Origin of the sequence: Bacillus mycoides, from assembly GCF_001757995.1 — a bacterium.
GTDB classification, from domain to species: domain Bacteria; phylum Bacillota; class Bacilli; order Bacillales; family Bacillaceae_G; genus Bacillus_A; species Bacillus_A mycoides_B.
On record NZ_LXLV01000025.1, the window covers coordinates 189,528 to 214,200 of the forward strand.

The following is a 24,673-nucleotide window of genomic DNA, read 5'->3' on the forward strand; positions in this document are numbered from 1 at the left end:
AAATGTCCAAACACTTGTTGTTTGGACATTTTTTCTTCTTTTTCCTTCGTTTGTCTAGTATAATGAAGGTCGGAATGATAATAGGTGGGGGTTCTGTATGATTCAAACGTTTTTTAAAATCTTTTATTTAATTTTAATCGTAATTGCGATTACACCAAGGTTGTGGCGTATAAAAAGAAAAGTAAATGCGATGTCACCGCAAGAAAAAGATAGTGTTGTGTATAAAACAACAAACTGGTTTGGTAAGAAAATGGTGCGTGTAACTGGATCGACTGTAGAAGTAAAGGGACTTGAAAATGTTCCGAAAGACAAGCCGGTGCTAGTTGTAAGTAATCATCAAAGTAATATGGATATTCCTGTTTTACTAGGTTACTTAAATAAGCCAATTGGATTCGTTTCAAAAGCAGAAATTAAAAAGTTTCCGGTTGTACCAACATGGATGGAACTAATGAATTGTGTGTTCATGGACCGCAGCGATCGCCGTCAATCTCTTAAGGCAATTAAAGATGGAATTGAACTGTTAAAGAACGGACATTCTATCGTGATTTTTCCAGAGGGGACGAGAAGTAAGGGTGGCGAAATCGGTGAGTTTAAAGCAGGGAGTTTTCACCTTGCTGTAAAATCTGGCGTAGCTATATTACCAGTAACTTTAGATGGTACATATAAGATGTTTGAGGCTAATGGAAATCGTATGAAACCAGCTCATGCAACATTAACAATTTCTAAGCCAATTACACCTGAAGAATATGCAAGTATGGATGCTAAAGAGTTAACCCAGCATACAAAAGATATTATTGCATCTCAATTACATAAGTAATAAAAAAAGTTTCAGCTTAAACAAGCTGAAACTTTTTTTATGCTGCGGGTAAGACATACAACAGTACGCAGAAAAACATCATTGTACTACCGCCTAGTACGAAGAGATGCCAAATGGCATGATTGAACGGAAGCTTTTCCCAAAGGAAGAATATAGCTCCGACAGAATACAAAATGCCGCCTATTAATAGTAGTGAGAAGCCGTGACCGGTTAAATTTTCATAAAGGGGTTTAATGGCAACGATGATGAGCCAACCCATAATGATATAACATAATGTTGATGTTTTAATAAAGCGACGAACAAAGAAGATTTTGAAAATAATGCCACCAATCGCAAGGGTCCAAATAATTGCGAGTAAAGTCCAACCGAGCGGGCCACGCAGTGTAATGAGTAGAAATGGTGTATACGTGCCGGCAATTAATAAATATATGGCGGAGTGATCTAAAATGGTAAATAACTTTTCTACTTTTGGATGATGGATACTATGTAACAGTGTAGAAAATAAGTATAGCAAGAACATGCTTACGCCATAAACGGTAAAGCCAACAACAGCAGATGCTGTACCATGTTTAGAAGCATGAATAATTAATATGATTAAGGCAGGGATGCTTAAAATGGCACCGATACCATGGGTAATTGCATTCGCAATTTCTTCTTTTACAAATTGGGTCATTCTTGTAATTTTTTGCGTCATAATGTTAATCCCTTTCGCTGTTTTGAGATAAGTTATATTTTCCTTAACCATATCATATACAAAAGGAATAGAAAATGATATTTGTATAATTGATTTTATTTTTGAATTTTTTTGACAAAAGACAACGGATACATTGACGTTTACAAAATTTTTTGACAAAATGAACTTATGGAATAGTAGGACAAGGAATCTACTTATGAAGGGGATGGGGAAATGTTTTCAAATATTGGCTTTCCAGGGTTAATTTTAATTTTAGTAGCAGTGTTAATTTTATTCGGCCCAAAAAAGTTACCGGAAATTGGGAAAGCTTTAGGGGAAACGTTAAAAGAATTTAAAAAATCAACAAAAGAATTGACTGATGAGGCATTTCAAGAGAAGGAAAAAAATAAATAAAAGAATCTGATGAAGTTTTCCTCGGAATGGATAAATAAAGTGTGGTGAACGAGATGGAAGATCGGGAAATGAGCGTAGTAGAACATATTGTTGAGCTTCGCAAACGAGTAATATATACAGTTTTATCCTTTGTATTATTTTTAATTATTGGATTTACTTTTACGAAGGATATTTATTTTTGGCTTGTAAAAGATTTACCAATGAAATTAACTGTTCTCGGTCCAAGTGATGTATTGTGGATTTTTTTCTCGATTGCTACAGTATTTGCTATCGTTTGTACAATTCCTTTTGCAGCGATACAAATTTGGTTATTTGTAAAACCAGGTTTACATCCAAATGAACAAAAAATGACATTAATGTATATACCGGTATTGTCTATATTATTTATAGCAGGCCTATCTTTCGGTTATTTTATCGTCATGCCATTTTTATTTCATTTCCTAACTACAATTGGTAATGAGATGTTTAATACAATGTTTACAACGGAAAAATATTTTCATTTCGTATTAAATTTAACAGTTCCGTTTGCTGTTATATTTGAATTACCTGTAGTTGTTATGTTTTTAACGAGTATAGGTCTTCTAACGGCAGAATTTCTTCAGAAAATAAGAAGATATGCTTATGTCGTATTGATTATAATTGCATCGTGTATATCGCCGCCAGATTTTTTATCACATAGTTTAGTGGCGGTACCACTTATTTGTATTTATGAAATTAGTATCGCTTTATCAAAGATAGTTAGTAAACGAAAACAGAAAAGAGAAGAAACACAGTCGAAAAGTGCCTCGCTATAAAGGCACTTTTTAATTTATTTGTTATACTCTAGCTATAATTGTATACAATATATAGAAGAAAAAAATTATAGAATCTCCAAAATTTAGACAAACTTTTCATTTTTATAAGTTTATACTGAAGTTATCAAGCTATATATGGGTAATAAGATTCCCGTCTCAAAGTATATATAGGACAGGGCTCGAATTAGGTGGATATAAATGAAGTATTAACTTCTAAACGGGGCAGCTTAAGGATATTTTAGTATTCATAGGAAACCTACACTAAAAAACGTGTTAAAGAATAAAGTGGAGGAAGTTCAAAAATCCAACGAAAAAGAGGATTGATATTGTGATTACGAAAAGTTTTTATTTCACTCATGCAACAGGGAATTGTATAAAAATATTTGAAATCCCTGTCCTACAAACACAGCATCCATTAGCGTTTCTAATTCAGTCTCGTCTTCAATTGTTTATTGCAAAAATTCAAAAACATAAAAATCCAAGATTCTCGTACTCTTTCCGTGAATATTTACAAAGTTGTTTGAAGTGGAATGATTATTCAAATGTATATAAAACAAATACTCTTGAAAAGAATGCATAATACACAGCAGGGACAGAGTTAGATAGGCTCTGTCTTTTTCATTTTAGGTATAAAAATATAATTAATTTGGTGAAATTTATTCGAAAGTGTTGAAAGCACTGGGAATGCTAGTATAATAACAGGGAGAGCGTATTGGAAAGGGAAGAATATGATATGCAAAAAATTAAAATTGTAACAGATTCAACTGCAGATTTATCTCAAGAAGTGATTGAGAAGTATGAAATTCATGTTTTACCATTATCTATTTCTGTAAATGGACAAACATACTTAGATCGCGTTGATTTGCAACCGGATGAATTTATTGAAGAAATGGCGAAATCAAAAGAATTACCAAAAACATCACAACCAGCTATGGGTACATTTGTAGAAATGTATGAGAAGTTAGGGGAAGATGGAAGTGAAGTACTTTCCATCCATATGACAGGTGGAATGAGTGGCACTGTTGCAACAGCAAATAGTGCTGCATCAATGACAGATATGAAAGTAACAGTTGTTGACTCTCAATTCATTAGCCATGCATTAGCATATCAAGTAATTGAGGCTGCTAAAATGGCAATAGAAGGAAGTTCATTAGAAGCTATATTAAAACGTATTGATGAAGTGAGAAAAAATACTCGTTTATACGTAATCGTAGATACATTAGAAAACTTAGTAAAAGGTGGACGTATCGGTAAAGGTAAGGCACTTATTGGTTCTTTACTTAATATTAAACCAATTGCAAGCCTTGAGGGCGGCGTATATAATCCGGTAACGAAAGTACGTAGCCAAGGGCAAATTGTAAAAACATTGGCTAAAATATTCGAGGAAGATACTACTGGAAAAGTGGTGAAAGCTGTTGCGATTCCACATGCTAAAGCAATTCCTTTAGCGGAAAGCGTAAAAGCTGCTGTTGAAAAAGTGAATGGATTCACTCAATCAGAGATTTTCTATACAACACCAGTTATCAGTACTCATACAGGAACAGGAGCAATTGGTTTTATGTATTTAGCAGAGTAATGAAAAAGCTACTTGAAATGAAATTTCAAGTAGCTTTTTTATGTGTATATGAAGTAAGAAATGAGAAGGGAAATACAGGCGCTACAGCTAATGATATAGCGAGTCTGTAAATAATCGTTCATAGAAAACACCCTTTTCGATTTTCTATAGTATATGATAAATCATTCAAAAAAGTAGTTCTGTTATACATGAGAGATTTCTGTGATTTTTTCTGGTTCTTTATCTGGAACAGTAGGGCTATAAGTGAAAGTTTGGCCCAAAAAGAGAACATGAAGTTGTTCCCACGGTAGCATTCGTAAATTCCAGTTATTACGAAGCCGTGTTACAGCTTCCCTTGGCGTTTCATCTGCTAGCGCAAAAGTACCGTAGTGCATTGGAATAAAGTGTGTAGCGTTTATATCTAGATAGGCTTGCACAGCTTCTTCCGGTGAAACATGGGATACTTTCATAAACCATTCTGGTTCGTAGGCACCAATTGGCATGAGGGCAATATCGATTGAAAAACGTTTGCCGATCTCTTTAAATCCTTGGAAATAACCACTATCACCAGAAAAATAAATGGTTTCTGAAGAAGTCATATTATCAATGATCCATCCTCCCCAGTGAGAGGTGTTCATATCAAATAATGTTCTTCTCGTCCAGTGCTGGGCAGGTACGAAGTGAAAAGAGACTTCATCAATTGTTGTACTTTCCCACCAGTTGTATTCTTCTACATTGGTGAATTTTTTACGAGTAAATAATTTTTTTAGCCCAATAGGAACAAGGTATAAAATATCATCGTTTAGTTGGCGAAGAGATGAAAAGTCTAAATGATCGTAATGACCGTGTGAAATAAGAACGATATCGATTTTAGGTAGTTCTTTTATAGTGAGCCCTGGCTCAGTAAGTCGGGGAACTAACTTTAATTTATTTGCCCATACTGGATCTGTTAAAATATTTAAGCCGTTCGTTTGAATGAGAAAAGTTGAATGACCAATCCATGTGACAGTCGTTTTTTCAAAGTTATTTAGTAGAAATTTACTTTGTTTAACAGGTGATTGTTCTACTAGAAAAGAAAAGTCTTTTTTGCTTTGCTTTCTCTCTTTACGCCAGCGTAAGAAGGAGCGAATTGATTTTTTTGTACTTACATTATCCATATTTTCATAGCGCTTAGCCATGAACATCACCTCATTTAAAATCGTTGTAGTTGTATTGTACCGAAATGTTGTTAAGGAATACAGTGCTTAACATGGATTAATGTTTAAGTGATTGTAAAAAAATAGGAAGATTGATTTACAAATTTAACAATGAACTTTGTTTCGCCAATAATGGTTAGAGAAATAATAGTAGTAAAATATATTTTGTCTAGTAATTCGCTTGAAATAAAGAAGTAACATACGTAAATTCGTACGATTTCGTGAACAAATGATGTAAACAATTTTCTCATAGTGTTTACTTTTGTTATGATATACATAACTTACATAAATTAAGGGTAGAGAAAAGAGGTTTAATAATGAAGCGTTATCAAAAGTTAATTGGTCTTATGGTTGTATTTTGTCTCTTTGTACTTGCAGGTTGTAGCAGTTCAGGTTCAAAATTACGTAAACCGTTAAACTGGGATTTAGAAACTTTCCAATTTACAAATCAAGAAGGAAAGCAGTTTGGTACAAAAGATTTAAAAGGGAAAGTCTGGGTAGCTGATTTCATGTTTACAAACTGTCAAACGGTTTGTCCGCCAATGACTGCTAATATGGCTAAATTACAAAAAATGGCTAAGGAAGAGAAATTGGATGTTCAGTTTGTTTCGTTTAGTGTAGATCCTGACCTTGATAAACCAGAAAATTTGAAAGCTTTCATTCAAAAGTTTACAGAAGATACAAGTAACTGGAACTTGTTAACAGGTTATTCACTGGAGGATATTACAAAGTTTTCAAAAGATAACTTCCAATCGCTTGTAGATAAACCAGAGAATGGGCAAGTTATTCATGGAACATCATTTTTCTTAATTGATCAAAATGGGAAAGTAATGAAAAAATATAGTGGCATTAGTAATACGCCATACGAAGATATAATACGTGATATGAAGCGATTAGTGGATTAAAGAAGAAGGGTGCATAGCACCCTTCTTTTTTTCATTAGTCTATAGATAAAATGTCATGTTGCTGCGGAAGTTTCGGTGCACGAATTTCTAACACACCATTTTGATAGGAAGCTTTCGCTGCTTTTTTATTAATGGAGTATGGTAACTTAATCATTCTTGCTGCTTCTGAAATGGAACGTTCTCGGCGATAATAGTTATGAGATGTTTGTTCTTCTGTCTCTTCAAGGATATCTTCTTTTACAGAGACTTTTAAGTATTCGGTTTGTATTTCAATTTGAATTTGTTCTTTTTGTATACCTGGTAGTTCAGCTGTAACAACGAGTTCTTCACCAACTTCATATAAATCTACAGGAAATGTTAATAAACGATTTCCTTTTTGGAAAAAATGATTCAAATCAGCGATTACGCTACGAAGAGGTGTTTGCTCAAAAAAATCATCAATTTGCTTTAAATAATTGCGAACCGGTGGGCGAGAAGTATCTTTTTTTTCTTCACTCATGGTATTCCCTCCTAGAAATCAATTTGCAATATCATATGACAAAAGCGGAGAAAGGTGAGTGCCTAGTTTTCATGTTTTCATAAAAAAATGTTAAAAATGTGAAATGGAGTGATTTTTTTATAGTTTTTGGTCGCCATATTCAGTTGATTATGCTAGTATAAATAGGGTTGATATAGTAGTATTGAGACAGAATGAAAACTGAAAGAGGGTAAGAAGTATGTGTGGTTTTGTAGGATGTTTATGTGAAAACCCTAGAGAGTTTTCAGAAACAGAAAAACATCAATTTGAAAATATGAACACGATGATTTTCCACCGCGGTCCAGATGACGAAGGATATTTTCGTGATGAACATGTACAATTTGGCTTCCGCCGTTTAAGTATCATTGACTTAGAGGCAGGACATCAGCCGCTAACTTATGAAAATGATCGATATGTAATTATTTTTAATGGTGAAATTTACAACTATGTAGAATTACGTGAAATGTTACTTGAAAAAGGTGCAACTTTTGCAACACAATCTGATACAGAAGTTATCATTGCATTGTATGCACATATGAAAGAAAAATGTGTAGACTACCTTCGTGGTATGTTCGCATTTATGATTTGGGATCGTGAAGAAAAGAAACTTTTCGGTGCACGTGACCACTTTGGTATTAAACCTTTATACATCGCGCAACAAGGTGATACTACATTCTTCGCATCTGAGAAGAAAAGTATTATGCATGTATTGGAAGATAAAGGGGTAAACCCAAAGTCATTACAACACTACTTTACGTACCAATATGGTCCAGAGCCAGAAACATTAACAATTGATGTTAACAAAATTGAGCCTGGTCATTACTTCGTAAAAGAAATCGGTAAAGAGATGGAAATTCATCGTTACTGGAATCCTTATTTCAACGCTTCAAGCGCAACGAAAGAGGAACATATCCAAGCAATTCGTGATGTATTATACGATTCTGTAAAAGTGCATATGCGTAGTGATGTACCAGTAGGTTCTTTCTTATCTGGTGGTATCGATTCATCTATTATTGCTTCTATCGCAAGAGAAATGAATCCAAATCTATTAACATTCTCTATTGGTTTCGAACAACGTGGTTTCAGTGAAGTTGATGTTGCGAAAGAAACTGCTGAGAAATTAGGAGTTAAAAACCATAACGTATTCATTACAGCGCAAGAATTTATGGATGAGTTCCCAAAAATCATTTGGCATATGGATGATCCTTTAGCGGATCCAGCAGCTGTACCATTGTATTTCGTTGCGAAAGAAGCGCGTAAACATGTAACGGTTGTTCTTTCTGGTGAAGGTGCAGACGAGCTATTTGGTGGATATAACATTTATCGTGAGCCAAACTCTTTAAAAATGTTCTCTTACATTCCTAGCCCAGGAAAGAGTGTTCTAAAGGCATTAAGTGGTGCTCTTAAAGAAGGGTTTAAAGGAAAAAGCTTCTTAGAGCGTGGATGTACGCCAATTGAAGAGCGTTACTATGGAAATGCGAAAATCTTCCGTGAAGAAGAGAAAGCTGAATTAATGAAGTATTACGATGAAAGTGTTAACTATATGGATATCACGAAACCATTGTATAACGAAATTAAAGATTATGATGATGTAAGTAAAATGCAGTACATTGATATGTTCACATGGTTACGCGGCGATATTTTATTAAAAGCTGATAAAATGACGATGGCAAATTCATTAGAACTTCGTGTACCGTTCTTAGATAAAGAAGTATTTGACGTTGCATCTAAAATTCCGACAGAATTTAAAATTGCAAACGGAACAACGAAAGCTATATTACGTGAAGCTGCTCGTGGAATTGTTCCGGATCACGTGTTAGATCGTAAAAAGCTTGGATTCCCAGTACCAATTCGTCACTGGTTAAAAGATGAAATGCACGATTGGGCTGTAAATATTATTAAAGAAAGCAAAACTGAGCATTTAATCGACAAACAGTATGTATTAAACTTACTGGAAGCACATTGTGCAGATAAAGGCGATTATAGCCGTAAAATTTGGACTGTACTTGCGTTTATGGTATGGCATCAAATTTATGTTGAGCATAAATACGATACGAATAAGTTCCACGAAGAAACAAAGCGTGCGTATAGCTTAGTTTAATAAAAAACCTTAAGATCGCATTCGATCTTAAGGTTTTTTTCATAAATTGCATTTATTATTGATACAATAATAGTAAAAGGATGGACAACATATGATTACGTTTGAGAAAGTAAATACAGAAAATGAAAGCGCTGTAAAAGAAATGTTTCACTCACACAGCTTAGATATGAAAATGGTTCAGTATTGTGTAAAAGTTGATGATACATATATTGGTGTAATAGATTATAGCGTTCAAGAAGAGAGTGCTATTTTGTCACAGTTAATTATTCATTTTGATTATCAAGGTTATGGATACGGGACAAATACGTATTTTACATTTGAAGAAATGATGAAACAGAGAAATGTGAAAGAAATAAAAGTATTGCAAGAGATGTTTACGGAACAAGCTAAATCTTTCATAGAGGGATCTGGTTTTAGTGAGGAAAATGGAATGTATGTAAAGAAAATATAGTGAATATTGATTGCTTGATGAAATGAATATGGGGTAGGTGAACGTATGACGATGACTGCTGGTCTTGTATTAGTTGGAAGTTGTTTCATTGTAGCAGAATTATGTCAGATTTTCATTCGAAAAAGAATGTATAAGAAGAGAAGACCATATGAATTACAATATATACCCGTGTTTGTAATTTTGTTTTGCATGTTATTTGTATTACAAAACGCATCTCATTTCCCGCCTCTTTTGAACATCTTTTTGAAGTTTGGTTTGCTATATAGCGGCGTTGGAATATTTCTTTTATTTCTTTTATTTTGCGTACGCTACATCCACTATCAATCATACATATTCATTTTAAATTGGTTAAAAAAAAGTGATAGAACCCCCCTTACATAAGGGGTTTTTTTATTTGTACTTGTAACGGAACTTGTACAATTAACATAAAATAGGACGAGTAGAAATGAAAGCTTATTACAATAAAGAAAGGAACGAAAAAGATATATGAAACTTGTTATAGACGCAGGGCATGGTGGATATGATTCTGGTGCTGTTGGTAATGGGTTAGTGGAAAAAGAGTTAACACTTCAAATTGCTAGACGTGTGCGAGATATTTTATCTGCAAATTACCCAATCAATATTAAAATGACACGTGATAGTGATGTGTTTATCTCTTTATCAGAACGTGCTAATATTGCTAATTCATTTGGTGCAGATTATTTTATCTCATTTCACATTAATAGTGGCGGTGGCACTGGATTTGAAAGTTATATTTACAACGCGCTATCTAATAGTAGTTCCGCATATGAAAAGCAACAAAAAATGCATGCAGCAGTCAATCCTGTATTAACGAAATATGGTCTTCGTGATCGAGGGGCAAAAAAAGCAAATTATGCGGTACTAAGAGAGACTGCAATGGATGCAATTTTAACTGAGACTGCTTTTATTGATACAACGTTTGATGCTAATTTATTGAAAAACCCACAATTTATTGAAGATTTAAGTCAAGCATATGCAAACGGAATAGCAGCTATCTTTGGAGTAGCTCCAAATCCGAATCCTCCCAATCCAAAACCTCCAAATCCTCAGCCAACACCACAAACGAAGGGGATTGCTTATATCCTTGGGAAAAATGTGAATTTAAGAAGTGGTCCATCAGCGTCTTCTTCGGTTATTCGTCAACTCAACTCTCCAGAATCTTATGTCGTATATCAGGAAAGTAACGGGTGGTTAGATTTAGGAAATGGACAATGGGTGTATAATGACCCTTCGTATATTAATTTTGTAAAGACGAGCAATAGTGATGGAAGTCCAATTGGTGTCGCTTATATACAAGGAACGAATGTGAACTTAAGAAGTGGTCCATCAACATCTTCTTCAGTTATTCGTAAATTAAATAATCCGGAATCGTATTTAGTATATATTAATCAAAACGGTTGGTTGAACCTTGGTGGAAATCAGTGGGTGTATAATGATCCGTCATATATTAAATATAATCAATATTGAAAAGTATAATTGAACATGTCTCCATCTTATTGCTGAGATGGAGACATGTTTTTGTATTACTTATGTTATTTGTTGACTGGAATAATAATTACTTTCTTATGGTCATTGATTTTTCAAATGTTTCGAATGAAAAAATGAGGATTAAAGACGGATATATATGTATTTCGAATGGGGACGAGTGTCTAAATTATATGTATTTAAAAAGTTTTCTGATATATGTATTGACAATATGTAAGATATGCATTATTCTTTTGAATGTTATTGATAATCACTTTCAACTAGGAGGACATATGACACGAACTAAAAATATGCTTATACTTTGCATTATGTTACTAATGGTCATAATCGCAGGGTGTGGTAAAGAAGAGAAGAAAGAAAACGATACATCAGTAAAGGCAAAAGATTCATATAGTATAAAGCATGCAATGGGCGAAACGACAGTAAATGGGACACCGAAAAAAGTTGTTATATTAACAAATGAAGGTGCGGAGGCTCTTCTAGCTGTCGGAGTAACGCCAGTTGGAACTACAAAACCACGTGCTGGTGATGAATGGTATCCTCATTTAGCGAAAGAGTTAAAAGATACGAAAGTTGTAGGAACTGAGCGTGATATTAATTTAGAGGCAGTTATGAAGCTTAAGCCGGATTTAATTATCGGGAATAAAATGCGTCATGAAAAAATATATGAGCAATTGAACGAAATAGCGCCAACTGTATATGCTGAAACGTTGCGAGGGGATTGGAAGGAAAACTTTACGCTCTATACAAAAGCTGTAAATAAAGAAAAAGAAGGCCAAAAGGCAATTGAAGATTATAAAAAGCGTATTGAAGGAATGAAAGAGAAGTTAGGAGATAAATTGAATTCTAAAGTTTCTATTATTCGCTTCGTACCAGGTGATGTTCGGATTTATCAGAAAAACTCATTCTCAGGTGTTGTTTTAAATGATGTTGGATTTAAGCGACCGCCACTACAAGATAAAGATGAATTTGCGATAAAAGGAATTACAAAAGAACAAATACCGAATATGGATGGGGACTACATATTCTACTTCACATCTGATAAAGATGCAGATAAGAATAACGAAGGAACCACGTTAGCAAAAGAATGGACAGAAGATCCACTCTTTAAGCAGCTACAGGCTTCTAAAGACAATAAAGTATTCCAAGTGGATGAAGTAATTTGGAATACAGCAGGCGGTATTAAAGCTGCAAACTTAATGCTAGATGATATTGAAAAATATTTTTTAAAATAAATGAATGGTGGAGTGCATCACTTTAAATAGGTGATGTACTTTTTTGTTTGTTTAAATACAGAAAATTCCTTCTTTTGCGTGTGGATAAGTTGTACAATAAAACCAATCATGGAATAAAGGAGTGGGAAGGAATGAAAGCTACTCATAAAGATTGGATTTTGTTTAACGGAAGAATTGTAAATACGAAAAAAGAACAGCCGATGGTTGCATTAGAAGAGCGAGGACTCCAATTTGGTGATGGCATATATGAGGTATTTAGGCTATACGATGGGAAGCCTCATTTATTAGACTTACATTTGGAACGCTTTTTTAAATCTATGAGGGAAATAAATATTGTTCCGCCGTTTACAAAGGAAGAGTTAGTTGAAGAACTTCATCAAATGATTGAAAGAAATCAATTTCAAGAGGATGGGAATGTGTATCTTCAAATATCACGTGGAGCTCAAGCGCGAAATCATGTGTATGAAAAAGATTTACAGTCAACATATTTTGCGAATATCGTTTCGTTTCCAAGACCTACTGCTACTATGGAACAAGGAATAAAGGTTACTGTAGAAGAGGATATACGCTGGAAGTTCTGTCATATAAAATCTTTAAACCTTCTACCTAATATCATGATTAAAAATAAAATAAACGAGCAAGGGTATCAAGAAGCGATATTAGTACGAGATGGAATTGTAACAGAAGGGTGTCATTCGAATTTCTTTATGGTGAAAAATAATAAATTAATTACACATCCGGCCGATAATTTCATTCTACACGGCATTACTCGCCACTACGTAATTACATTAGCGAAAGCTTTACATATTGAAGTAGAAGAGCGTGAATTCTCATTGCAAGAAGTATACGAGGCTGACGAATGTTTCTATACAGCGACACCACTTGAAATATTCCCTGTTGTTCAAATTGGTGATGAGAAGTTTGGAAGCGGCGAAAGAGGACCAATTACGAAAAAACTACAAGCTGCATATGAAGAAAGTATTAGTTTGTTTAAAGTGAAAAATTAATAATGAGGAAAAAAGCTGGTATTCCCCCAGCTTTTTTTCATGCTATAATTCAATCATAGGACAAATTTTGAAAACGCTGTAAAAAGGGGATTTAATGTATGAATTATGAAGATTTTAAAGAAGTAATTCACGGTAGACGAAGTGTTAGAAAGTTTACAGAACAAGAAGTATCCACTAGTGATATAAAAGAAATTATTGATTGTGCTCGTTATGCACCGAGTGATACGAACTCACAAACGTGGGAGTTCTTGGTCATTATGAACCGAGAGAAAATTAAAGAAATTGAACAAATGACATGGGATGCATTACATAAACTTGCGGCAAAAGCAGCAGAAAATGGAGAAGAGAAAGCAGGGAAATTACTTACGCGTTCTTTCGGTCCATATGCGACAGCTTTCTCTGAGGCGCCCGTATTAATCGTATGTTTGGCAACACCATATGAATCAAAGTTTCGTGAAAAGATATTTGATCCAATTGCCTTCGTTCCTGATTCAGTATGGGAAGAGGAAGGGATTAAGAGTAGCTGTTTGGCAGCACAAAACTTAATGCTAGCTGCACATGCGAGAGGACTGGGTACTTGTCCAATGACAGGACCTGTATTATTAGCTCAAGATGAACTGCGACAATACTTAGAAATTGAACCTGAAAAACAAATTAATATGGTAATTTCACTCGGGTTTCCGAAAGATAAGCCGAAGAAACTTTCTCGAAAAGAAGTTGATGAGATTACAACATTTATTTTCTAAATGTTATGTAGAAAAGACATTGAAATGACAATGTCTTTTTATTTTGAATGGATATTTCTTTAGTGAATTGGGCTAAAATGATGAATAGAGTGGAATTACTATTTATTTCTTTAAAAAAATTAATGTTCTTAAAATGAAAGTATGGTACAGTAATCGTGAGCAAGCTAATATTTGTTCATGAAAGTGTTAAAAACTAGTTTTAAAATTAAGAAGTTATTTTTGTATAATAAATTATAATGAAATAACAGGGGGGATGAATTTTGAAGAAATTCATAATCACTGGATTGTCTGTATTGTTATTAGTAGGCTGTGGTGCTCCAAAGGAAAAAGAAGATGCACAGTCAAACCAGGAAGAACAAGTTGTAAATGCAAGTGATGAGAATATGGTCGTATTTCCTGAAGGAGCAGTGCCAATCGGAGAAGGGAAAGTAAAAGTAACTACGCCAGATGGTACTTCTGAAAATGGCAATATACCAACTGTATTCATAAAAAAGGATACTTTAATTCAGCAAGTCGAATTAGAACTTTCCAATTTTCAAAATGATAAAGAAACATTTGTATTTGTAGATCAAATATTTGCAGATAAACATCAAGTAACTAGTACAACACAGACAACAGTACAATTAAAAGAAAAGACGCTTGAGACAGGTAGTCATACGATTACCGCAGCTCAGTTTGAAAACAATGACCCAAAAGGAAAAGTCATTAGCTTTAATCAAGCGACGTTTGAAACGAAGCCTGCGTCTTAATATGGAAAAAAGTACATTACTCAAAAGTAGTGTACTTTTTAGTTTGGATTGAATTATGTCATTGAGAATAATTTGTTTCACCTTCTAGTATGAATGAATAGGAAGAACTTATTCTTTACTATCACGTAAGAGGAAGGGATTGAAAGTTTGAAACGAGTTATTCGTATTTTCTTATTTATTATAATGTTTTCGGTCATTTGGTTTACTTTACAAGAGGCGGTTGAAGTTACGCTCAATTATCAAATTCATGACTTGTTAATTGGAGCTGTATGTTTTGTCATTGTGTACCGGTTTTATCCCGCTTTAACGGGCAGTAAGAACCCCACCTCATAATTCGGCACATGCGAGTGGGAGATCACCTTCCCGTAAAAGCCCGATTGGTGAAGGCTGATAATCGGAGGGGAATGGACAAAACTCCCTCTGATTAAAGTTTCACTTTATGATAAACTCGGATTAATGTAAGTATTGAGAGAGAAATGTAGGTATTTCATTTGTAATGTCGAATAGTACATACGATGTCGTAATAACAAATTTTCTATTGTTTACTGTGAAACAGAAGAAGGAGAGATTGTAGTTATGAAAAGAGCTCTTATAAATATTGATTATACATATGATTTTGTAGCTGAAAAAGGTGCTTTAACTTGCGGGAAACCAGGTCAAGAAATTGAGAAGGAACTTGTAAATGTAACGAAACAATTTATTGAAAAAGGTGATTACGTAGTATTTGCGATCGATAAACATGAAGACAATGATGTATATCATCCTGAAGCGAAATTGTTTCCACCTCATAATATAGCAGGTACAAATGGAAGAGATTTATTCGGTGAATTACAAGATGTATGCGAGAAATATAAAAATGCTGAGAATGTATATTACATGGACAAAACGCGATACAGTGCATTTGCTGGAACAGATTTAGAGATGAAGTTAAGAGAACGCGGCATAGAAGAAGTTCATCTTGTAGGTGTATGTACCGACATCTGTGTTCTTCATACGGCAGTAGATGCTTATAATAAAGGATTTAAAATTGTCGTTTATGAAAAGGCGGTTGCATCTTTTAATGCGCAAGGACATGAATATGCACTTGGACATTTTAAATCTTGTTTACTTGCAGAAGTGAAGTGAAAAAGAGGCCTTCAAAAAGGTCTCTTTTTCACATTTAAATAGAAACGACTTGCTGTTGAATTAACTTTTTAATGAACGGGCTAATGTTTTCTGGTAGCCCATTTAAATCAAAAAATTGTACATGTAATGATTCAACTCCATCAGTTTTTAGCAAGCCACCTTTAATGTCTTTGCAAAGGTAAGCGATTGTTATAGGATAAAATTCATCTCCGTTCGCTAATTTCACAAAAAACTCTTTACCTGAAAATACACTTACTAACTGAAGTGTACCAATTTCAATACCTGTTTCTTCAAGTACTTCTCGTCTTCCAGCTTCTTCTGTGGATTCACCGAGTTCCACAAAACCTCCAGGAACACCCCAAATGCCATTTCGTCTTTGTTGTAGTAATATTTGTCCTTGGTCATTTAAAACAGCCACAGCAACTCCTGCTAGATTGAGTGGTCTTGATCCAACAACCTCTCTTAGTTCTTCGATATATCCCATTGCTTGTAACCTCCACGAGTAAAAATATTATTAAATGAACTATTCGGTGTAATGTGAAAATATTCCTTGTAACGAGGTGAGTATTGCGGACTTAAAAGAAAGTCGTTTATAAAATATTCTATTGTAATATCCCTTTAGGGGATTAAAAAGGGTTATAGTAAATAGAAAAGGGCATCTGAAGTTGAAAGATTGATTAAAGGGTTATAGTGTTGAAGATGAACAATGAATACAAATACATAGTTAAGAAAGTACGATTTAATGTCAGGATAAAAGATGTTTCGAAAACAAGTGTTGAGATGATAAATACGTATTTAAAATAAAGTAGCTCTGTATGAAATTTTCATTAGTAAGGAAGTGGATGGATGAGTTTATTAACGTATACTGAAGAGTTTTTTAATTATGTAAGGGAATTTTTACTTTTAAGGTTTTTACTATTTGCTTTAGTTCTTATCATTATTTCTTTTGTCATAAATCGCATTATTGATTGGTTTTTTAAAAAATCAAGCTTTTTTGATGAAGAGGTAGAACAGACGATTCAAAGTGTAATTCGATCTATTTTTAGATATATCATCATCATCAGTCTTATCATATATTTAATTAGTCAATTTGTAGATATAAAAAGTATTATTGCGGGTGCAGGGATAGCGGGTGTTGTCATCGGTTTTGCTGCACAACAGATGCTAAAAGATGTAATATTAGGCTTTGCAAGATTAGCGGACAAAGAGTTTCGTGTTGGCGATTTTGTAACTTTTAACGGAACAAATTCAGGAACTATTGAGGAAATTAGTATTCGTTTTATGCAAATTCGTGAATGGTCAGGAAAACTCCTTACCATACCACATGGAGAGATTAGAACGATACAAAATTTTAATAAAGGATGGATGCGAGTTATTGAACGCATCACGGTAAGTTATCAGGAAGATCCTACAAGAGTTAAGGAATTATTAGAAGAAGTATGTGTTATTTGTAATGAAAAATTGGATCAAAGTCTTTATAGAGTAGATAATGAAGCTGTTGAACCATTTAAATATGTTGGAGTTACAGACTTAAATCCTAACCTTAAATATGTTGGATATGAATTTTGTATTACAGGTTTGATTAAACCGGAAGATTATTTTGAAACTTCTAGACAAGTAAGATTTGAATTAATGTCTATGTTCCATAAAAATCAAGTGCAAATGCCAGCAGCGAATATGTTCGTTAACACTGAAAGTTTACAGAATATCCATGTGGGAGAATCTTTATCGGACAGTTAATGAAAACTAGCTAATTTCTGTTTTGGTTTAGAATTTAGATTTGAATGAACTGTATGGGATATCTCCTAAAAAAGAGCTGAAGGAATTCGGTTCTTTTTTCGTTTGTAGTATTTAGAAATTTCTTAATGTTATAATGATAGTTGGTGATGAGAATGAACATAGATGAAAAAGAGATGCATCGTTTAGAAGCATTAAAAGAAATTGCTGAGTTACTGAATGAAGCAACAAGCTTACCGGAAATGTTAGAAAAAGTGTTACATACATTGTTACAAGTTATGAATTTACAAACAGGGTGGATATTCTTTATTGATGAAAGTGGAAAGCATCGTATGCTTGTAGATCAAAACTTACCCTCAGCTCTTACGTGGCAAGAAAAGAAGCCGATGTGTGAAGGAGATTGTTGGTGTGTAGAACGTTTTGTGAATGGAAGATTGGAAAAAGCGACAAATATTATTGAATGTAAACGAATAGAAGATGCGATTGAATGTAACTGGGGAGAGACCGAAGATGTTACACATCATGCGACAATTCCTCTGCGAGCTGGATCAGAGAAATTCGGTCTATTAAATGTGGCCTCACCTCATAAAACACATTTTTCTGAGGAAGAGTTAGCGTTATTAGAAGCGATTGCATTTCAAATTGGAACGACAATACAACGTATTCAATTAGTTGAGAAAGAACGGAAATATGTAGTTGTAGCTGAAAGAAATCGACTTGCACGTGACCTACATGATTCCGTTAAACAATTGTTATTTTCAATTATGCTAACAGCGAAAGGGACTCTAAATATGACGAAGGATAGAGACTTGCAAGAGATGTTAAGTTATATTGGAGAATTATCACAGGAAGCATTGCAGGAAATGACACTTTTGATTTGGCAATTAAGGCCTGAAGGGTTAGAGAAAGGTTTAGCAGAAGCGATTCAAAATTACGGAAAACTGTTAGGGATTCAAGTGGAAGTTCGAATTGATGGAATGGTTTTAATTGAAGATGAAATAGAAGAAGTTTTATGGCGTATAGGCCAAGAGGCATTACATAATTGTAAAAAGCATGCTTCGTGTGAAAAAGTATGTGTTCATTTAAGGATTGAAGATAATAAGCTGCACTTTTACATAGAAGATAACGGAATAGGATTTATACAGGATCAAGTAAGAGAGTCAGCACTTGGTTTGAAAAGTATGAAAGAACGAATTGAATTAATGAGGGGAATTTTTCGAATAAAAGCAGAACCGGAAAAGGGGACAAAGATAGAAATTCAATTACCGGTTTGAGAGGGAGAACATCAGTGGAAATTAAATTATTACTTGTAGAAGATCATCATATCGTTCGGAGGGGACTCGTATTCTTTTTGAAAACGAGAGAGGAATTTGAAATTATTGGAGAAGCAGAAAATGGTGAAGAGGCATTGACATTTGTTCAAAAAGAAAAGCCAGATGTAGTTTTAATGGATATATCAATGCCTATAATGGACGGTATTGAAGCGACGAAACGTATAAAACAATATGATGAGACGATAAAAATTCTTATGCTCAGTAGTTTTTCAGAACAAAATTATGTTTTACCAGCATTAGAAGCTGGGGCAGATGGTTATCAATTAAAAGAGGTGCAGCCAGATCAACTCGTTGCGTCAATTGTTGCGGTATATCAAGGAAATGCAAATTTTCACCCGAAAGTAACACCTGCACTATTAGGACGGTCAGCAGTCAAGAAAGAAAAAGAGAATCCTTTTTCTATGTTAACGAAAAGGGAGCAAGAAGTACTTCGTGAAATTGCGAAAGGAAGAAGCAATAAGGAGATTGCAGCAGAGCTTCATATTACAGAACAAACTGTGAAAACACACGTTTCTAACGTATTGGCTAAATTAGAAGTAGATGATCGTACACAAGCTGCATTATACGCAGTAAAGCATGGGGAAAACTAGAAATAAGTATGAATAATTGTGTCACATGTTACGGTAGAATACATAAGAGCAAATAAAATGTATAGTGATGCGCTAAATAAAGGTGTTTCTTCTTTCGATTATTAGGTACAATATAGCTACTATGGAAGGGGAAGATACGATATGCCTGGTACAAAAAGTGGGATTGGAAAGATTCAGGCTTCGGTAAATGGTTTATCACCGAAATTACGAAGTATTGCCGAACATATTTTGAAACATCCACAAGATGTTGTACATAAATCGATTACGGAATTAGCGGAAGTTACGAATAGTTCCGAAGCAACGATATTCCGCTTATGCAAACACCTAGGTTTTCAAGGGTTTCAAGACCTGAAAATTACATTAGCTCGTGAGATTGTACATACCCCGATGCAAAATATTCATGAGGAAGTATCGGTAGAAGATAATATGGTCACTGTTGCTAAAAAAGTTTTTCATTCACATATTACAGGACTGCAAGATACATTGCATTTGTTAAATGATAACGCGTTGGAACAGGCAGTAAGTGCGCTGAATGAAGCGAAACGAATTGAGTTTTATGGAAATGGTGGTTCGGGTATTATTGCGATGGATGCTTATCATAAGTTTATGAGAACGGGTATTTCTTGTATTGCTCATACGGATTCTCATTTTCAAATTATGGGATCTGGCTTACTGACAAAAGAAGCAGTGGTCATTGCAATTTCTCATTCGGGAAGTAATAAAGGATTACTTGAAGCATTAGAAGTAGCAAAAGCAAGAGGAGCTCGCATTATTGCGATTACGAGCTATCAAAAATCGGCATTAAGCCAACTTGCTCATATAACGCTATATACTTCGACGCGTGAGACTGAATTTCGTACAGAAGCAAGTTCATCACGATTAGCGCAGCTTAGTTTATTAGATACTTTGTATGTGGGTTTGTCGTTGCAACGACAGGAGGAAACACTGCGGAATTTACAAAGCATACGTGAAACAATTTCAATGAAGCGAATATAAAAAGCTCTTCAAATGAAGAGCTTTTTAGTTTGTTGATATATCCTCAAGATCTACTTGCTCGTAGAAATAAGCAACGGGGTCATCTTTAGCGTTTCAATTAGTTTTATCCCGCTATTTGCGGGCAGTAAGACTCCCGCCTTAAAATTAGGAACATGCGAGGAAGTTAGGTAGGAGATTAACTGCCCGTAAAAGCCCGATTGGTGAGGGCTAATAATCAGAGGGGGATGGATAAAACCCACTCTGATTAAAGTTTCACTTTATCGGTGATATCCCATCACAATCAAGCTAAGAAAAGTAAATACCCCAAGATGAACTACAAAAAAATTGTTTAAAACGTTTTACTTATAGTCATAATCTCCTATCTTTACAACCATTCATTTTTTCAACCTCTATACTCTTTATATTTTTTCATCACATTACTTCACATTTAAAATCAAAAGAATAGCTTGATAAATTCAAATGTAGATATAATAAAGTTTCAGATTTTCCCTTTAAATACATAAAAAAACCTTTATGTAATAATTCAAATATTGTTCAATATTTCAAAATATGTTTGTGAAATTCCATGTTATGATGAACCTGTAATGATGATTGAACACTTAAATTTGGTACAATAATTAGCCAAAATAGTGAGGACAGTAGTTGTGAGATAAACTCATTAAAACTCTAAAACACTAAAGGGGAGATCACATATGAAAGCAGTAGTAGTTAATAAAGACAGCAAAGCAAACATTGAAGTTATTGAAAAGGAATTACGTCCGTTACACTCGGGTGAAGCGCTAGTAGATGTAGAGTATTGTGGAGTTTGCCACACTGATTTACACGTTGCGAATCATGATTTTGGAAACACAGATGGCCGCATCCTTGGTCATGAGGGTGTAGGTATTGTTACTAAAATTGCTGATGATGTTACTTCACTAAAGATAGGTGACCGTGTAAGTATTGCATGGATGTTCCAATCTTGTGGACGTTGTGAATATTGCGTAACTGGTAGAGAAACATTCTGTCGTGAAGTTAAAAATGCTGGTTATACAGTAGATGGTGGTATGGCTGAACAATGTATCGTTACAGCTGATTATGCTGTGACAGTACCAGAAGGATTAGATCCTGCTCAAGCATCATCAATCACATGTGCAGGCGTAACTACATATAAAGCTATTAAAGTATCAGACATTAAACCTGGTCAACCTATCGTAATCTATGGTTGTGGTGGATTGGGTAACCTAGCAATCCAATATGCTAAAAATGTATTTGGTGCAAAGGTAATTGCAGTTGATATCAATGACGACAAATTAGCCTTAGCAAAAGAAGTTGGTGCCGATATGACTATCAATCCAATTACTCAAGGCCCTGCTGATAAGATTGTTCAAGAGGCGTTTGGTGGCGCTTATGCTGCTGTAGTAACAGCCGTTTCTAAAGTAGCCTTCAATTCAGCAGTTGACGCAGTACGTGCTTGCGGTAAAGTAGTTGCAGTAGGTTTACCAGTAGAAACTATGGATTTAAACATTCCACGACTTGTATTAGACGGAATTGAAGTAGTTGGTTCTCTAGTTGGTACTCGTAAGGATCTGGAGGAGGCATTTATGTTCGGCGCAGAAGGAAAAGTAGTGCCGGTTGTTCAAACTTGTCCTTTAGATGAAGTACAAAATGTATTCGAAGAAATGGAACAAGGTAGAATTCAAGGGCGTATGGTAATTGATTTTAAACAGCATAATTGCAATTGCAAATAATTCACTTTAAACATAAAAAGCATGAGTCTAGCAAAGGACATTTAAAAAAGTTAGACGGCATTTAGAAGATGATTTCTGTATTCAACAGAGATCATCTTCTTTATATTCTACTAATATCGATGCCGATTAATGCCCGATTGGTGAGGGATGATTAAAGGTTCAATTTATTTGCAAACGAAAAAGAATCTTTATGTTTAACAAATTTCTTTTGATCTGGAACGGATTGAATTGCTACAACTTGCGAATCTCTTGCTTTCAGTGCATCTTGAATCCCGATTGTCATAAGCTTAATAAATAGAATCGTAATAAAGAATGAAACGAGAGTATAAAAAATAATCCACCATGAAAGATTCATTTCATAACGATTTAATCCAATAAGGCCTGCCCAATCATTAGATAGAGAAACAGGTTTGAGCACTCCGTCATAGAGTTCGCGCATTTGTATCCCGCCAATTACAATATTAAGCAACGCTAAATGGATAACGAGTATGAGTGTTTGGACGATATGTTCCATGAATAACACAAATAAGCGGTCAAGTAATAAGACTCGTAAGTGTTTTTTTATAATATGAAAACGGCTAGCACCCAGTAATTGTGAACTTAAAATGTAATCTCGTTTCATAAATTCATCAACCTCTGAGGATATATATAAAGAAAGTGTAGGCAGAGCGACGAAAATAAGTACGAGTACTTGATAAAACGTAAATGAAATATTTGGGTCTAATCTATCAGCATTTGATGTAATTACAATATTAACGGGCGTGATGAGTATGAATGCGATAAATAAAGTTGGAATATAATAAAAAACTTCTGAGCATGCCTGGAAAAATCTCTTGAATTTTGGAGCATATAAACTTAAGAGGATTCCTATACATGTTCCGCATAAAATTCGAAAGAAGCTAATTGCCACGGCTAATAAAATGGTGAATTTTGCTCCTTCTACAATTTGTAAGAAAACAGACTCTCCAAAACGATCAGTTCCAAAAGGCGGCATTAACGATGGTGGAAAGGGGGCCTTTCCAAGTAATTCGTTATTGTCATTGTAAAGTAACTGAGGAGGTTTTGGGATGTTATCTTTAAAGAACCAACTATAAATAAAACTAGCTGAAATAAGTATGAAAAGATAAGTAAAGCCGATTAAAAAGCGTTTTGATTTCCAAATAGATTTCATAGAGCTGCTCCTTTCAATTGTTTTTGCCATCTATTCATCATAAAAGTGATTATTTGAAAAATAGAATAAAACGGTAAAATAATCATGACGAGTATGATAAATGCAGCAGGAGGTGAAACAAATGCCTTCCTAAATAAAAATTGAATAATGCCTTCCATATTAAAAACAAATTCTAAAATGAATAAGTTAGAAAGTAAGAAAACAAAAATCGTTTTTAAATGGTGAAAGAAGTGGATAGATATATTTTTGAATAAATGAATGCATAGTATATAACTTGATGAAAGGCCTTTTCCATATGCAACCTCTACGTAATGTTTTCCATGTTCTTCTTTTATGTATAACACCATCATCCGAAACATTTGTAATGTAGGTAAGACTGCTAAAGATAAAATAGGGAGTAAATAAGCTCGATTTTCATTAAAAGAAATAATGGTGACAGGAGATTCCCCGAATTTCTGAAGTACCCATATGAAAAATATTTGCAAACAAATCATCATCATCATATCAGGGACAGCTTCTAATATGAACACAATTCGGTTTATCCATTTTTTTATATAATCTTTTGCTAAAAAATAAAAAAATGCCATACTAGATGATAGAAAGAGCGCAAGAAAAAAGGCTATAAATAATACAGTAAATGAATATAGGTAAGGTTCTAAAACAGTTGGAAATAATGGTGTCTTTTTGAAACTACCAAATTTCGGGTCTGATCCGATAACTACTAATGATTCAGGGGAGAAAACCTCTTTTAACATAGTAACGATCTGATTAAAAAAATAAATTGGTTGAAAGGTAAATCCTTGTTGAGTGATAAATAAATAAGGTAAATTTAATAATAGTAAGAGTGATAAAAGAATTGATGAAAGCTTAATTGTGAATTGAGATATTGTATTTAACATTAAATCCCTCCGACATCTTTTTACAACATTATACAATAAAATTCATATTTCGTTTTGATTTTTCTGAAAAATATAAATACTATTAGGTTTTATAGTATGGAACATATATTTACAAGGTAAAAAAGTGATAGTAGGGAGCCGTGCTCTATGTCCATCAAGATAAAAGGACTAGTGAACCTAAAGCAATAAAAAGAGCAAAATGCACAAAATTTCCGTATTGGTGGTAATTGCTTTTCTTAAGTTGATGGATATGTGATGTGACCCCACATCCATCAACTTAAGGATTTAGACTATTTTAAAACTTAAAAGCACGTTACTATTCTCTTATGTTAATGAGAAAGGGTGACGTGCTTTTTATGAATATGCATCAAAAACAAGAGCTGTCTTTATTTGCCGAAGAGTTATATCGATATATGTCTCCCGCT

General features: G+C 34.2%; 27 protein-coding genes. 21 read left to right on the top strand and 6 right to left on the bottom strand.

All coding sequences use genetic code 11. The features are described 5' to 3' along the window. The first annotated feature begins 97 nt into the window (after window positions 1-97). A complete protein-coding gene (locus BWGOE10_RS10725) occupies window positions 98-817 on the top strand; it encodes a lysophospholipid acyltransferase family protein (RefSeq protein ID WP_070142391.1) in 720 nt (239 codons plus the stop codon). Between the two features lie 37 nt (window positions 818-854). Here the strand turns inward: BWGOE10_RS10725 and trhA are convergent, their stop codons facing one another. Beyond that, window positions 855-1,511 (bottom strand): PAQR family membrane homeostasis protein TrhA, encoded by a 657-nt coding sequence (gene trhA, locus BWGOE10_RS10730; protein WP_070142392.1) that lies wholly within the window; start codon window positions 1,509-1,511, stop codon window positions 855-857. A 213-nt stretch (window positions 1,512-1,724) separates the two neighbouring features. On the opposite strand from trhA, the gene BWGOE10_RS10735 reads away from it, so the two are divergent. The 4 genes from BWGOE10_RS10735 to BWGOE10_RS10750 all read left to right on the top strand — a co-directional run bounded on the left by BWGOE10_RS10735 (window position 1,725) and on the right by BWGOE10_RS10750 (window position 4,274). After that, window positions 1,725-1,904 (top strand): twin-arginine translocase TatA/TatE family subunit, encoded by a 180-nt coding sequence (locus BWGOE10_RS10735; RefSeq protein ID WP_002012719.1) that lies wholly within the window; start codon window positions 1,725-1,727, stop codon window positions 1,902-1,904. A 53-nt stretch (window positions 1,905-1,957) separates the two neighbouring features. Beyond that, window positions 1,958-2,698: a twin-arginine translocase subunit TatC gene (gene tatC, locus BWGOE10_RS10740; RefSeq protein WP_070142393.1), complete on the top strand. Its 741-nt coding sequence runs from the start codon at window positions 1,958-1,960 to the stop codon at window positions 2,696-2,698. A gap of 328 nt (window positions 2,699-3,026) precedes the next feature. Beyond that, the gene (locus tag BWGOE10_RS10745) at window positions 3,027-3,278 is read left to right on the top strand and encodes a DUF2535 family protein (protein ID WP_002012715.1); all 252 of its coding nucleotides are present in this window, start codon (window positions 3,027-3,029) and stop codon (window positions 3,276-3,278) included. A gap of 153 nt (window positions 3,279-3,431) precedes the next feature. Beyond that, complete coding sequence (locus BWGOE10_RS10750; RefSeq protein WP_070142436.1) at window positions 3,432-4,274, top strand: DegV family protein; 843 nt, start codon at window positions 3,432-3,434, stop codon at window positions 4,272-4,274. A 182-nt stretch (window positions 4,275-4,456) separates the two neighbouring features. Here BWGOE10_RS10750 and BWGOE10_RS10755 read toward each other — a convergent pair whose 3' ends face one another. Further along, on the bottom strand, window positions 4,457-5,431 hold the full coding sequence (locus tag BWGOE10_RS10755) for an MBL fold metallo-hydrolase (RefSeq protein WP_070142394.1): 975 nt from the start codon (window positions 5,429-5,431) through the stop codon (window positions 4,457-4,459). A 335-nt stretch (window positions 5,432-5,766) separates the two neighbouring features. Here BWGOE10_RS10755 and BWGOE10_RS10760 point away from each other — a divergent pair, with 335 nt between their 5' ends. Beyond that, window positions 5,767-6,354, top strand: a complete 588-nt coding sequence (locus tag BWGOE10_RS10760) for an SCO family protein (RefSeq protein ID WP_070142396.1) — start codon at window positions 5,767-5,769, stop codon at window positions 6,352-6,354. A 34-nt stretch (window positions 6,355-6,388) separates the two neighbouring features. On the opposite strand, the gene BWGOE10_RS10765 is transcribed toward BWGOE10_RS10760, so the two are convergent. Further along, window positions 6,389-6,853 (bottom strand): Hsp20/alpha crystallin family protein, encoded by a 465-nt coding sequence (locus BWGOE10_RS10765; RefSeq protein WP_070142398.1) that lies wholly within the window; start codon window positions 6,851-6,853, stop codon window positions 6,389-6,391. 217 nt (window positions 6,854-7,070) lie between these two features. Between BWGOE10_RS10765 and asnB the strand changes: the two genes are divergently transcribed. The 10 genes from asnB to BWGOE10_RS10805 all read left to right on the top strand — a co-directional run bounded on the left by asnB (window position 7,071) and on the right by BWGOE10_RS10805 (window position 15,791). Next, the gene (gene asnB, locus BWGOE10_RS10770) at window positions 7,071-8,972 is read left to right on the top strand and encodes an asparagine synthase (glutamine-hydrolyzing) (protein WP_070142400.1); all 1,902 of its coding nucleotides are present in this window, start codon (window positions 7,071-7,073) and stop codon (window positions 8,970-8,972) included. A 91-nt stretch (window positions 8,973-9,063) separates the two neighbouring features. After that, window positions 9,064-9,423: a GNAT family N-acetyltransferase gene (locus BWGOE10_RS10775; protein WP_070142402.1), complete on the top strand. Its 360-nt coding sequence runs from the start codon at window positions 9,064-9,066 to the stop codon at window positions 9,421-9,423. Window positions 9,424-9,468: 45 nt separating this feature from the next. Continuing rightward, window positions 9,469-9,804 carry a hypothetical protein gene (locus BWGOE10_RS29800; protein WP_081338108.1) on the top strand — a complete coding sequence of 112 codons (336 nt, stop codon included), beginning with the start codon at window positions 9,469-9,471 and terminating at the stop codon, window positions 9,802-9,804. Window positions 9,805-9,909: 105 nt separating this feature from the next. Continuing rightward, a complete protein-coding gene (locus tag BWGOE10_RS10780; RefSeq protein WP_070142404.1) occupies window positions 9,910-10,911 on the top strand; it encodes an N-acetylmuramoyl-L-alanine amidase in 1,002 nt (333 codons plus the stop codon). A 290-nt stretch (window positions 10,912-11,201) separates the two neighbouring features. Further along, window positions 11,202-12,164, top strand: a complete 963-nt coding sequence (locus BWGOE10_RS10785) for an ABC transporter substrate-binding protein (RefSeq protein WP_070142406.1) — start codon at window positions 11,202-11,204, stop codon at window positions 12,162-12,164. A 131-nt stretch (window positions 12,165-12,295) separates the two neighbouring features. After that, the gene (dat, locus tag BWGOE10_RS10790) at window positions 12,296-13,171 is read left to right on the top strand and encodes a D-amino-acid transaminase (RefSeq protein ID WP_070142408.1); all 876 of its coding nucleotides are present in this window, start codon (window positions 12,296-12,298) and stop codon (window positions 13,169-13,171) included. A gap of 98 nt (window positions 13,172-13,269) precedes the next feature. Continuing rightward, window positions 13,270-13,917, top strand: coding sequence for a nitroreductase family protein (locus BWGOE10_RS10795; protein WP_070142410.1), 648 nt, complete (start codon window positions 13,270-13,272; stop codon window positions 13,915-13,917). A 260-nt stretch (window positions 13,918-14,177) separates the two neighbouring features. Further along, complete coding sequence (locus tag BWGOE10_RS10800; protein ID WP_002157997.1) at window positions 14,178-14,666, top strand: hypothetical protein; 489 nt, start codon at window positions 14,178-14,180, stop codon at window positions 14,664-14,666. Between the two features lie 147 nt (window positions 14,667-14,813). Further along, window positions 14,814-14,999, top strand: a complete 186-nt coding sequence (locus BWGOE10_RS29805) for a hypothetical protein (RefSeq protein WP_081338109.1) — start codon at window positions 14,814-14,816, stop codon at window positions 14,997-14,999. 243 nt (window positions 15,000-15,242) lie between these two features. Continuing rightward, on the top strand, window positions 15,243-15,791 hold the full coding sequence (locus BWGOE10_RS10805; RefSeq protein ID WP_070142412.1) for a cysteine hydrolase family protein: 549 nt from the start codon (window positions 15,243-15,245) through the stop codon (window positions 15,789-15,791). A 34-nt stretch (window positions 15,792-15,825) separates the two neighbouring features. On the opposite strand, the gene BWGOE10_RS10810 is transcribed toward BWGOE10_RS10805, so the two are convergent. Continuing rightward, entirely contained in the window at window positions 15,826-16,275 is a 450-nt protein-coding gene (locus tag BWGOE10_RS10810; RefSeq protein WP_070142414.1) for an NUDIX hydrolase, read from the bottom strand. 362 nt (window positions 16,276-16,637) lie between these two features. On the opposite strand from BWGOE10_RS10810, the gene BWGOE10_RS10815 reads away from it, so the two are divergent. From BWGOE10_RS10815 to adhP, 5 genes are all read left to right on the top strand, one after another. After that, window positions 16,638-17,531, top strand: a complete 894-nt coding sequence (locus BWGOE10_RS10815; RefSeq protein WP_070142416.1) for a mechanosensitive ion channel family protein — start codon at window positions 16,638-16,640, stop codon at window positions 17,529-17,531. A gap of 173 nt (window positions 17,532-17,704) precedes the next feature. Continuing rightward, window positions 17,705-18,802, top strand: a complete 1,098-nt coding sequence (locus BWGOE10_RS10820; RefSeq protein WP_236735960.1) for a GAF domain-containing sensor histidine kinase — start codon at window positions 17,705-17,707, stop codon at window positions 18,800-18,802. A 14-nt stretch (window positions 18,803-18,816) separates the two neighbouring features. Continuing rightward, a complete protein-coding gene (locus BWGOE10_RS10825; RefSeq protein WP_070142420.1) occupies window positions 18,817-19,452 on the top strand; it encodes a response regulator in 636 nt (211 codons plus the stop codon). A gap of 141 nt (window positions 19,453-19,593) precedes the next feature. Further along, on the top strand, window positions 19,594-20,448 hold the full coding sequence (locus BWGOE10_RS10830; RefSeq protein ID WP_070142422.1) for a MurR/RpiR family transcriptional regulator: 855 nt from the start codon (window positions 19,594-19,596) through the stop codon (window positions 20,446-20,448). Between the two features lie 692 nt (window positions 20,449-21,140). After that, window positions 21,141-22,178 carry an alcohol dehydrogenase AdhP gene (adhP, locus tag BWGOE10_RS10835; RefSeq protein ID WP_070142424.1) on the top strand — a complete coding sequence of 346 codons (1,038 nt, stop codon included), beginning with the start codon at window positions 21,141-21,143 and terminating at the stop codon, window positions 22,176-22,178. A 151-nt stretch (window positions 22,179-22,329) separates the two neighbouring features. Here the strand turns inward: adhP and BWGOE10_RS10840 are convergent, their stop codons facing one another. Together BWGOE10_RS10840 and BWGOE10_RS10845 are read right to left on the bottom strand one after the other, a co-directional pair. Next, window positions 22,330-23,349 (bottom strand): ABC transporter permease, encoded by a 1,020-nt coding sequence (locus BWGOE10_RS10840; protein WP_070142426.1) that lies wholly within the window; start codon window positions 23,347-23,349, stop codon window positions 22,330-22,332. Next, window positions 23,346-24,248 (bottom strand): ABC transporter permease subunit, encoded by a 903-nt coding sequence (locus BWGOE10_RS10845; protein WP_070142428.1) that lies wholly within the window; start codon window positions 24,246-24,248, stop codon window positions 23,346-23,348. Before BWGOE10_RS10845 ends, BWGOE10_RS10840 begins: the two co-directional genes overlap by 4 nt. Window positions 24,249-24,673 lie beyond the last annotated feature (425 nt).

Bases quoted from the DNA above. Each gene is read 5' to 3' on its own strand.
- BWGOE10_RS10725 (WP_070142391.1), top strand. From the start codon at position 98: ATGATTCAAACGTTTTTTAAAATCTTTTATTTAATTTTAATCGTAATT.
- trhA (WP_070142392.1), bottom strand. From the start codon at position 1,511: ATGACGCAAAAAATTACAAGAATGACCCAATTTGTAAAAGAAGAAATT.
- BWGOE10_RS10735 (WP_002012719.1), top strand. From the start codon at position 1,725: ATGTTTTCAAATATTGGCTTTCCAGGGTTAATTTTAATTTTAGTAGCA.
- tatC (WP_070142393.1), top strand. From the start codon at position 1,958: ATGGAAGATCGGGAAATGAGCGTAGTAGAACATATTGTTGAGCTTCGC.
- BWGOE10_RS10750 (WP_070142436.1), top strand. From the start codon at position 3,432: ATGCAAAAAATTAAAATTGTAACAGATTCAACTGCAGATTTATCTCAA.
- BWGOE10_RS10755 (WP_070142394.1), bottom strand. From the start codon at position 5,431: ATGGCTAAGCGCTATGAAAATATGGATAATGTAAGTACAAAAAAATCA.
- BWGOE10_RS10760 (WP_070142396.1), top strand. From the start codon at position 5,767: ATGAAGCGTTATCAAAAGTTAATTGGTCTTATGGTTGTATTTTGTCTC.
- BWGOE10_RS10765 (WP_070142398.1), bottom strand. From the start codon at position 6,853: ATGAGTGAAGAAAAAAAAGATACTTCTCGCCCACCGGTTCGCAATTAT.
- asnB (WP_070142400.1), top strand. From the start codon at position 7,071: ATGTGTGGTTTTGTAGGATGTTTATGTGAAAACCCTAGAGAGTTTTCA.
- BWGOE10_RS10775 (WP_070142402.1), top strand. From the start codon at position 9,064: ATGATTACGTTTGAGAAAGTAAATACAGAAAATGAAAGCGCTGTAAAA.
- BWGOE10_RS29800 (WP_081338108.1), top strand. From the start codon at position 9,469: ATGACGATGACTGCTGGTCTTGTATTAGTTGGAAGTTGTTTCATTGTA.
- BWGOE10_RS10780 (WP_070142404.1), top strand. From the start codon at position 9,910: ATGAAACTTGTTATAGACGCAGGGCATGGTGGATATGATTCTGGTGCT.
- BWGOE10_RS10785 (WP_070142406.1), top strand. From the start codon at position 11,202: ATGACACGAACTAAAAATATGCTTATACTTTGCATTATGTTACTAATG.
- dat (WP_070142408.1), top strand. From the start codon at position 12,296: ATGAAAGCTACTCATAAAGATTGGATTTTGTTTAACGGAAGAATTGTA.
- BWGOE10_RS10795 (WP_070142410.1), top strand. From the start codon at position 13,270: ATGAATTATGAAGATTTTAAAGAAGTAATTCACGGTAGACGAAGTGTT.
- BWGOE10_RS10805 (WP_070142412.1), top strand. From the start codon at position 15,243: ATGAAAAGAGCTCTTATAAATATTGATTATACATATGATTTTGTAGCT.
- BWGOE10_RS10810 (WP_070142414.1), bottom strand. From the start codon at position 16,275: ATGGGATATATCGAAGAACTAAGAGAGGTTGTTGGATCAAGACCACTC.
- BWGOE10_RS10815 (WP_070142416.1), top strand. From the start codon at position 16,638: ATGAGTTTATTAACGTATACTGAAGAGTTTTTTAATTATGTAAGGGAA.
- BWGOE10_RS10820 (WP_236735960.1), top strand. From the start codon at position 17,705: ATGCATCGTTTAGAAGCATTAAAAGAAATTGCTGAGTTACTGAATGAA.
- BWGOE10_RS10830 (WP_070142422.1), top strand. From the start codon at position 19,594: ATGCCTGGTACAAAAAGTGGGATTGGAAAGATTCAGGCTTCGGTAAAT.
- adhP (WP_070142424.1), top strand. From the start codon at position 21,141: ATGAAAGCAGTAGTAGTTAATAAAGACAGCAAAGCAAACATTGAAGTT.
- BWGOE10_RS10840 (WP_070142426.1), bottom strand. From the start codon at position 23,349: ATGAAATCTATTTGGAAATCAAAACGCTTTTTAATCGGCTTTACTTAT.
- BWGOE10_RS10845 (WP_070142428.1), bottom strand. From the start codon at position 24,248: ATGTTAAATACAATATCTCAATTCACAATTAAGCTTTCATCAATTCTT.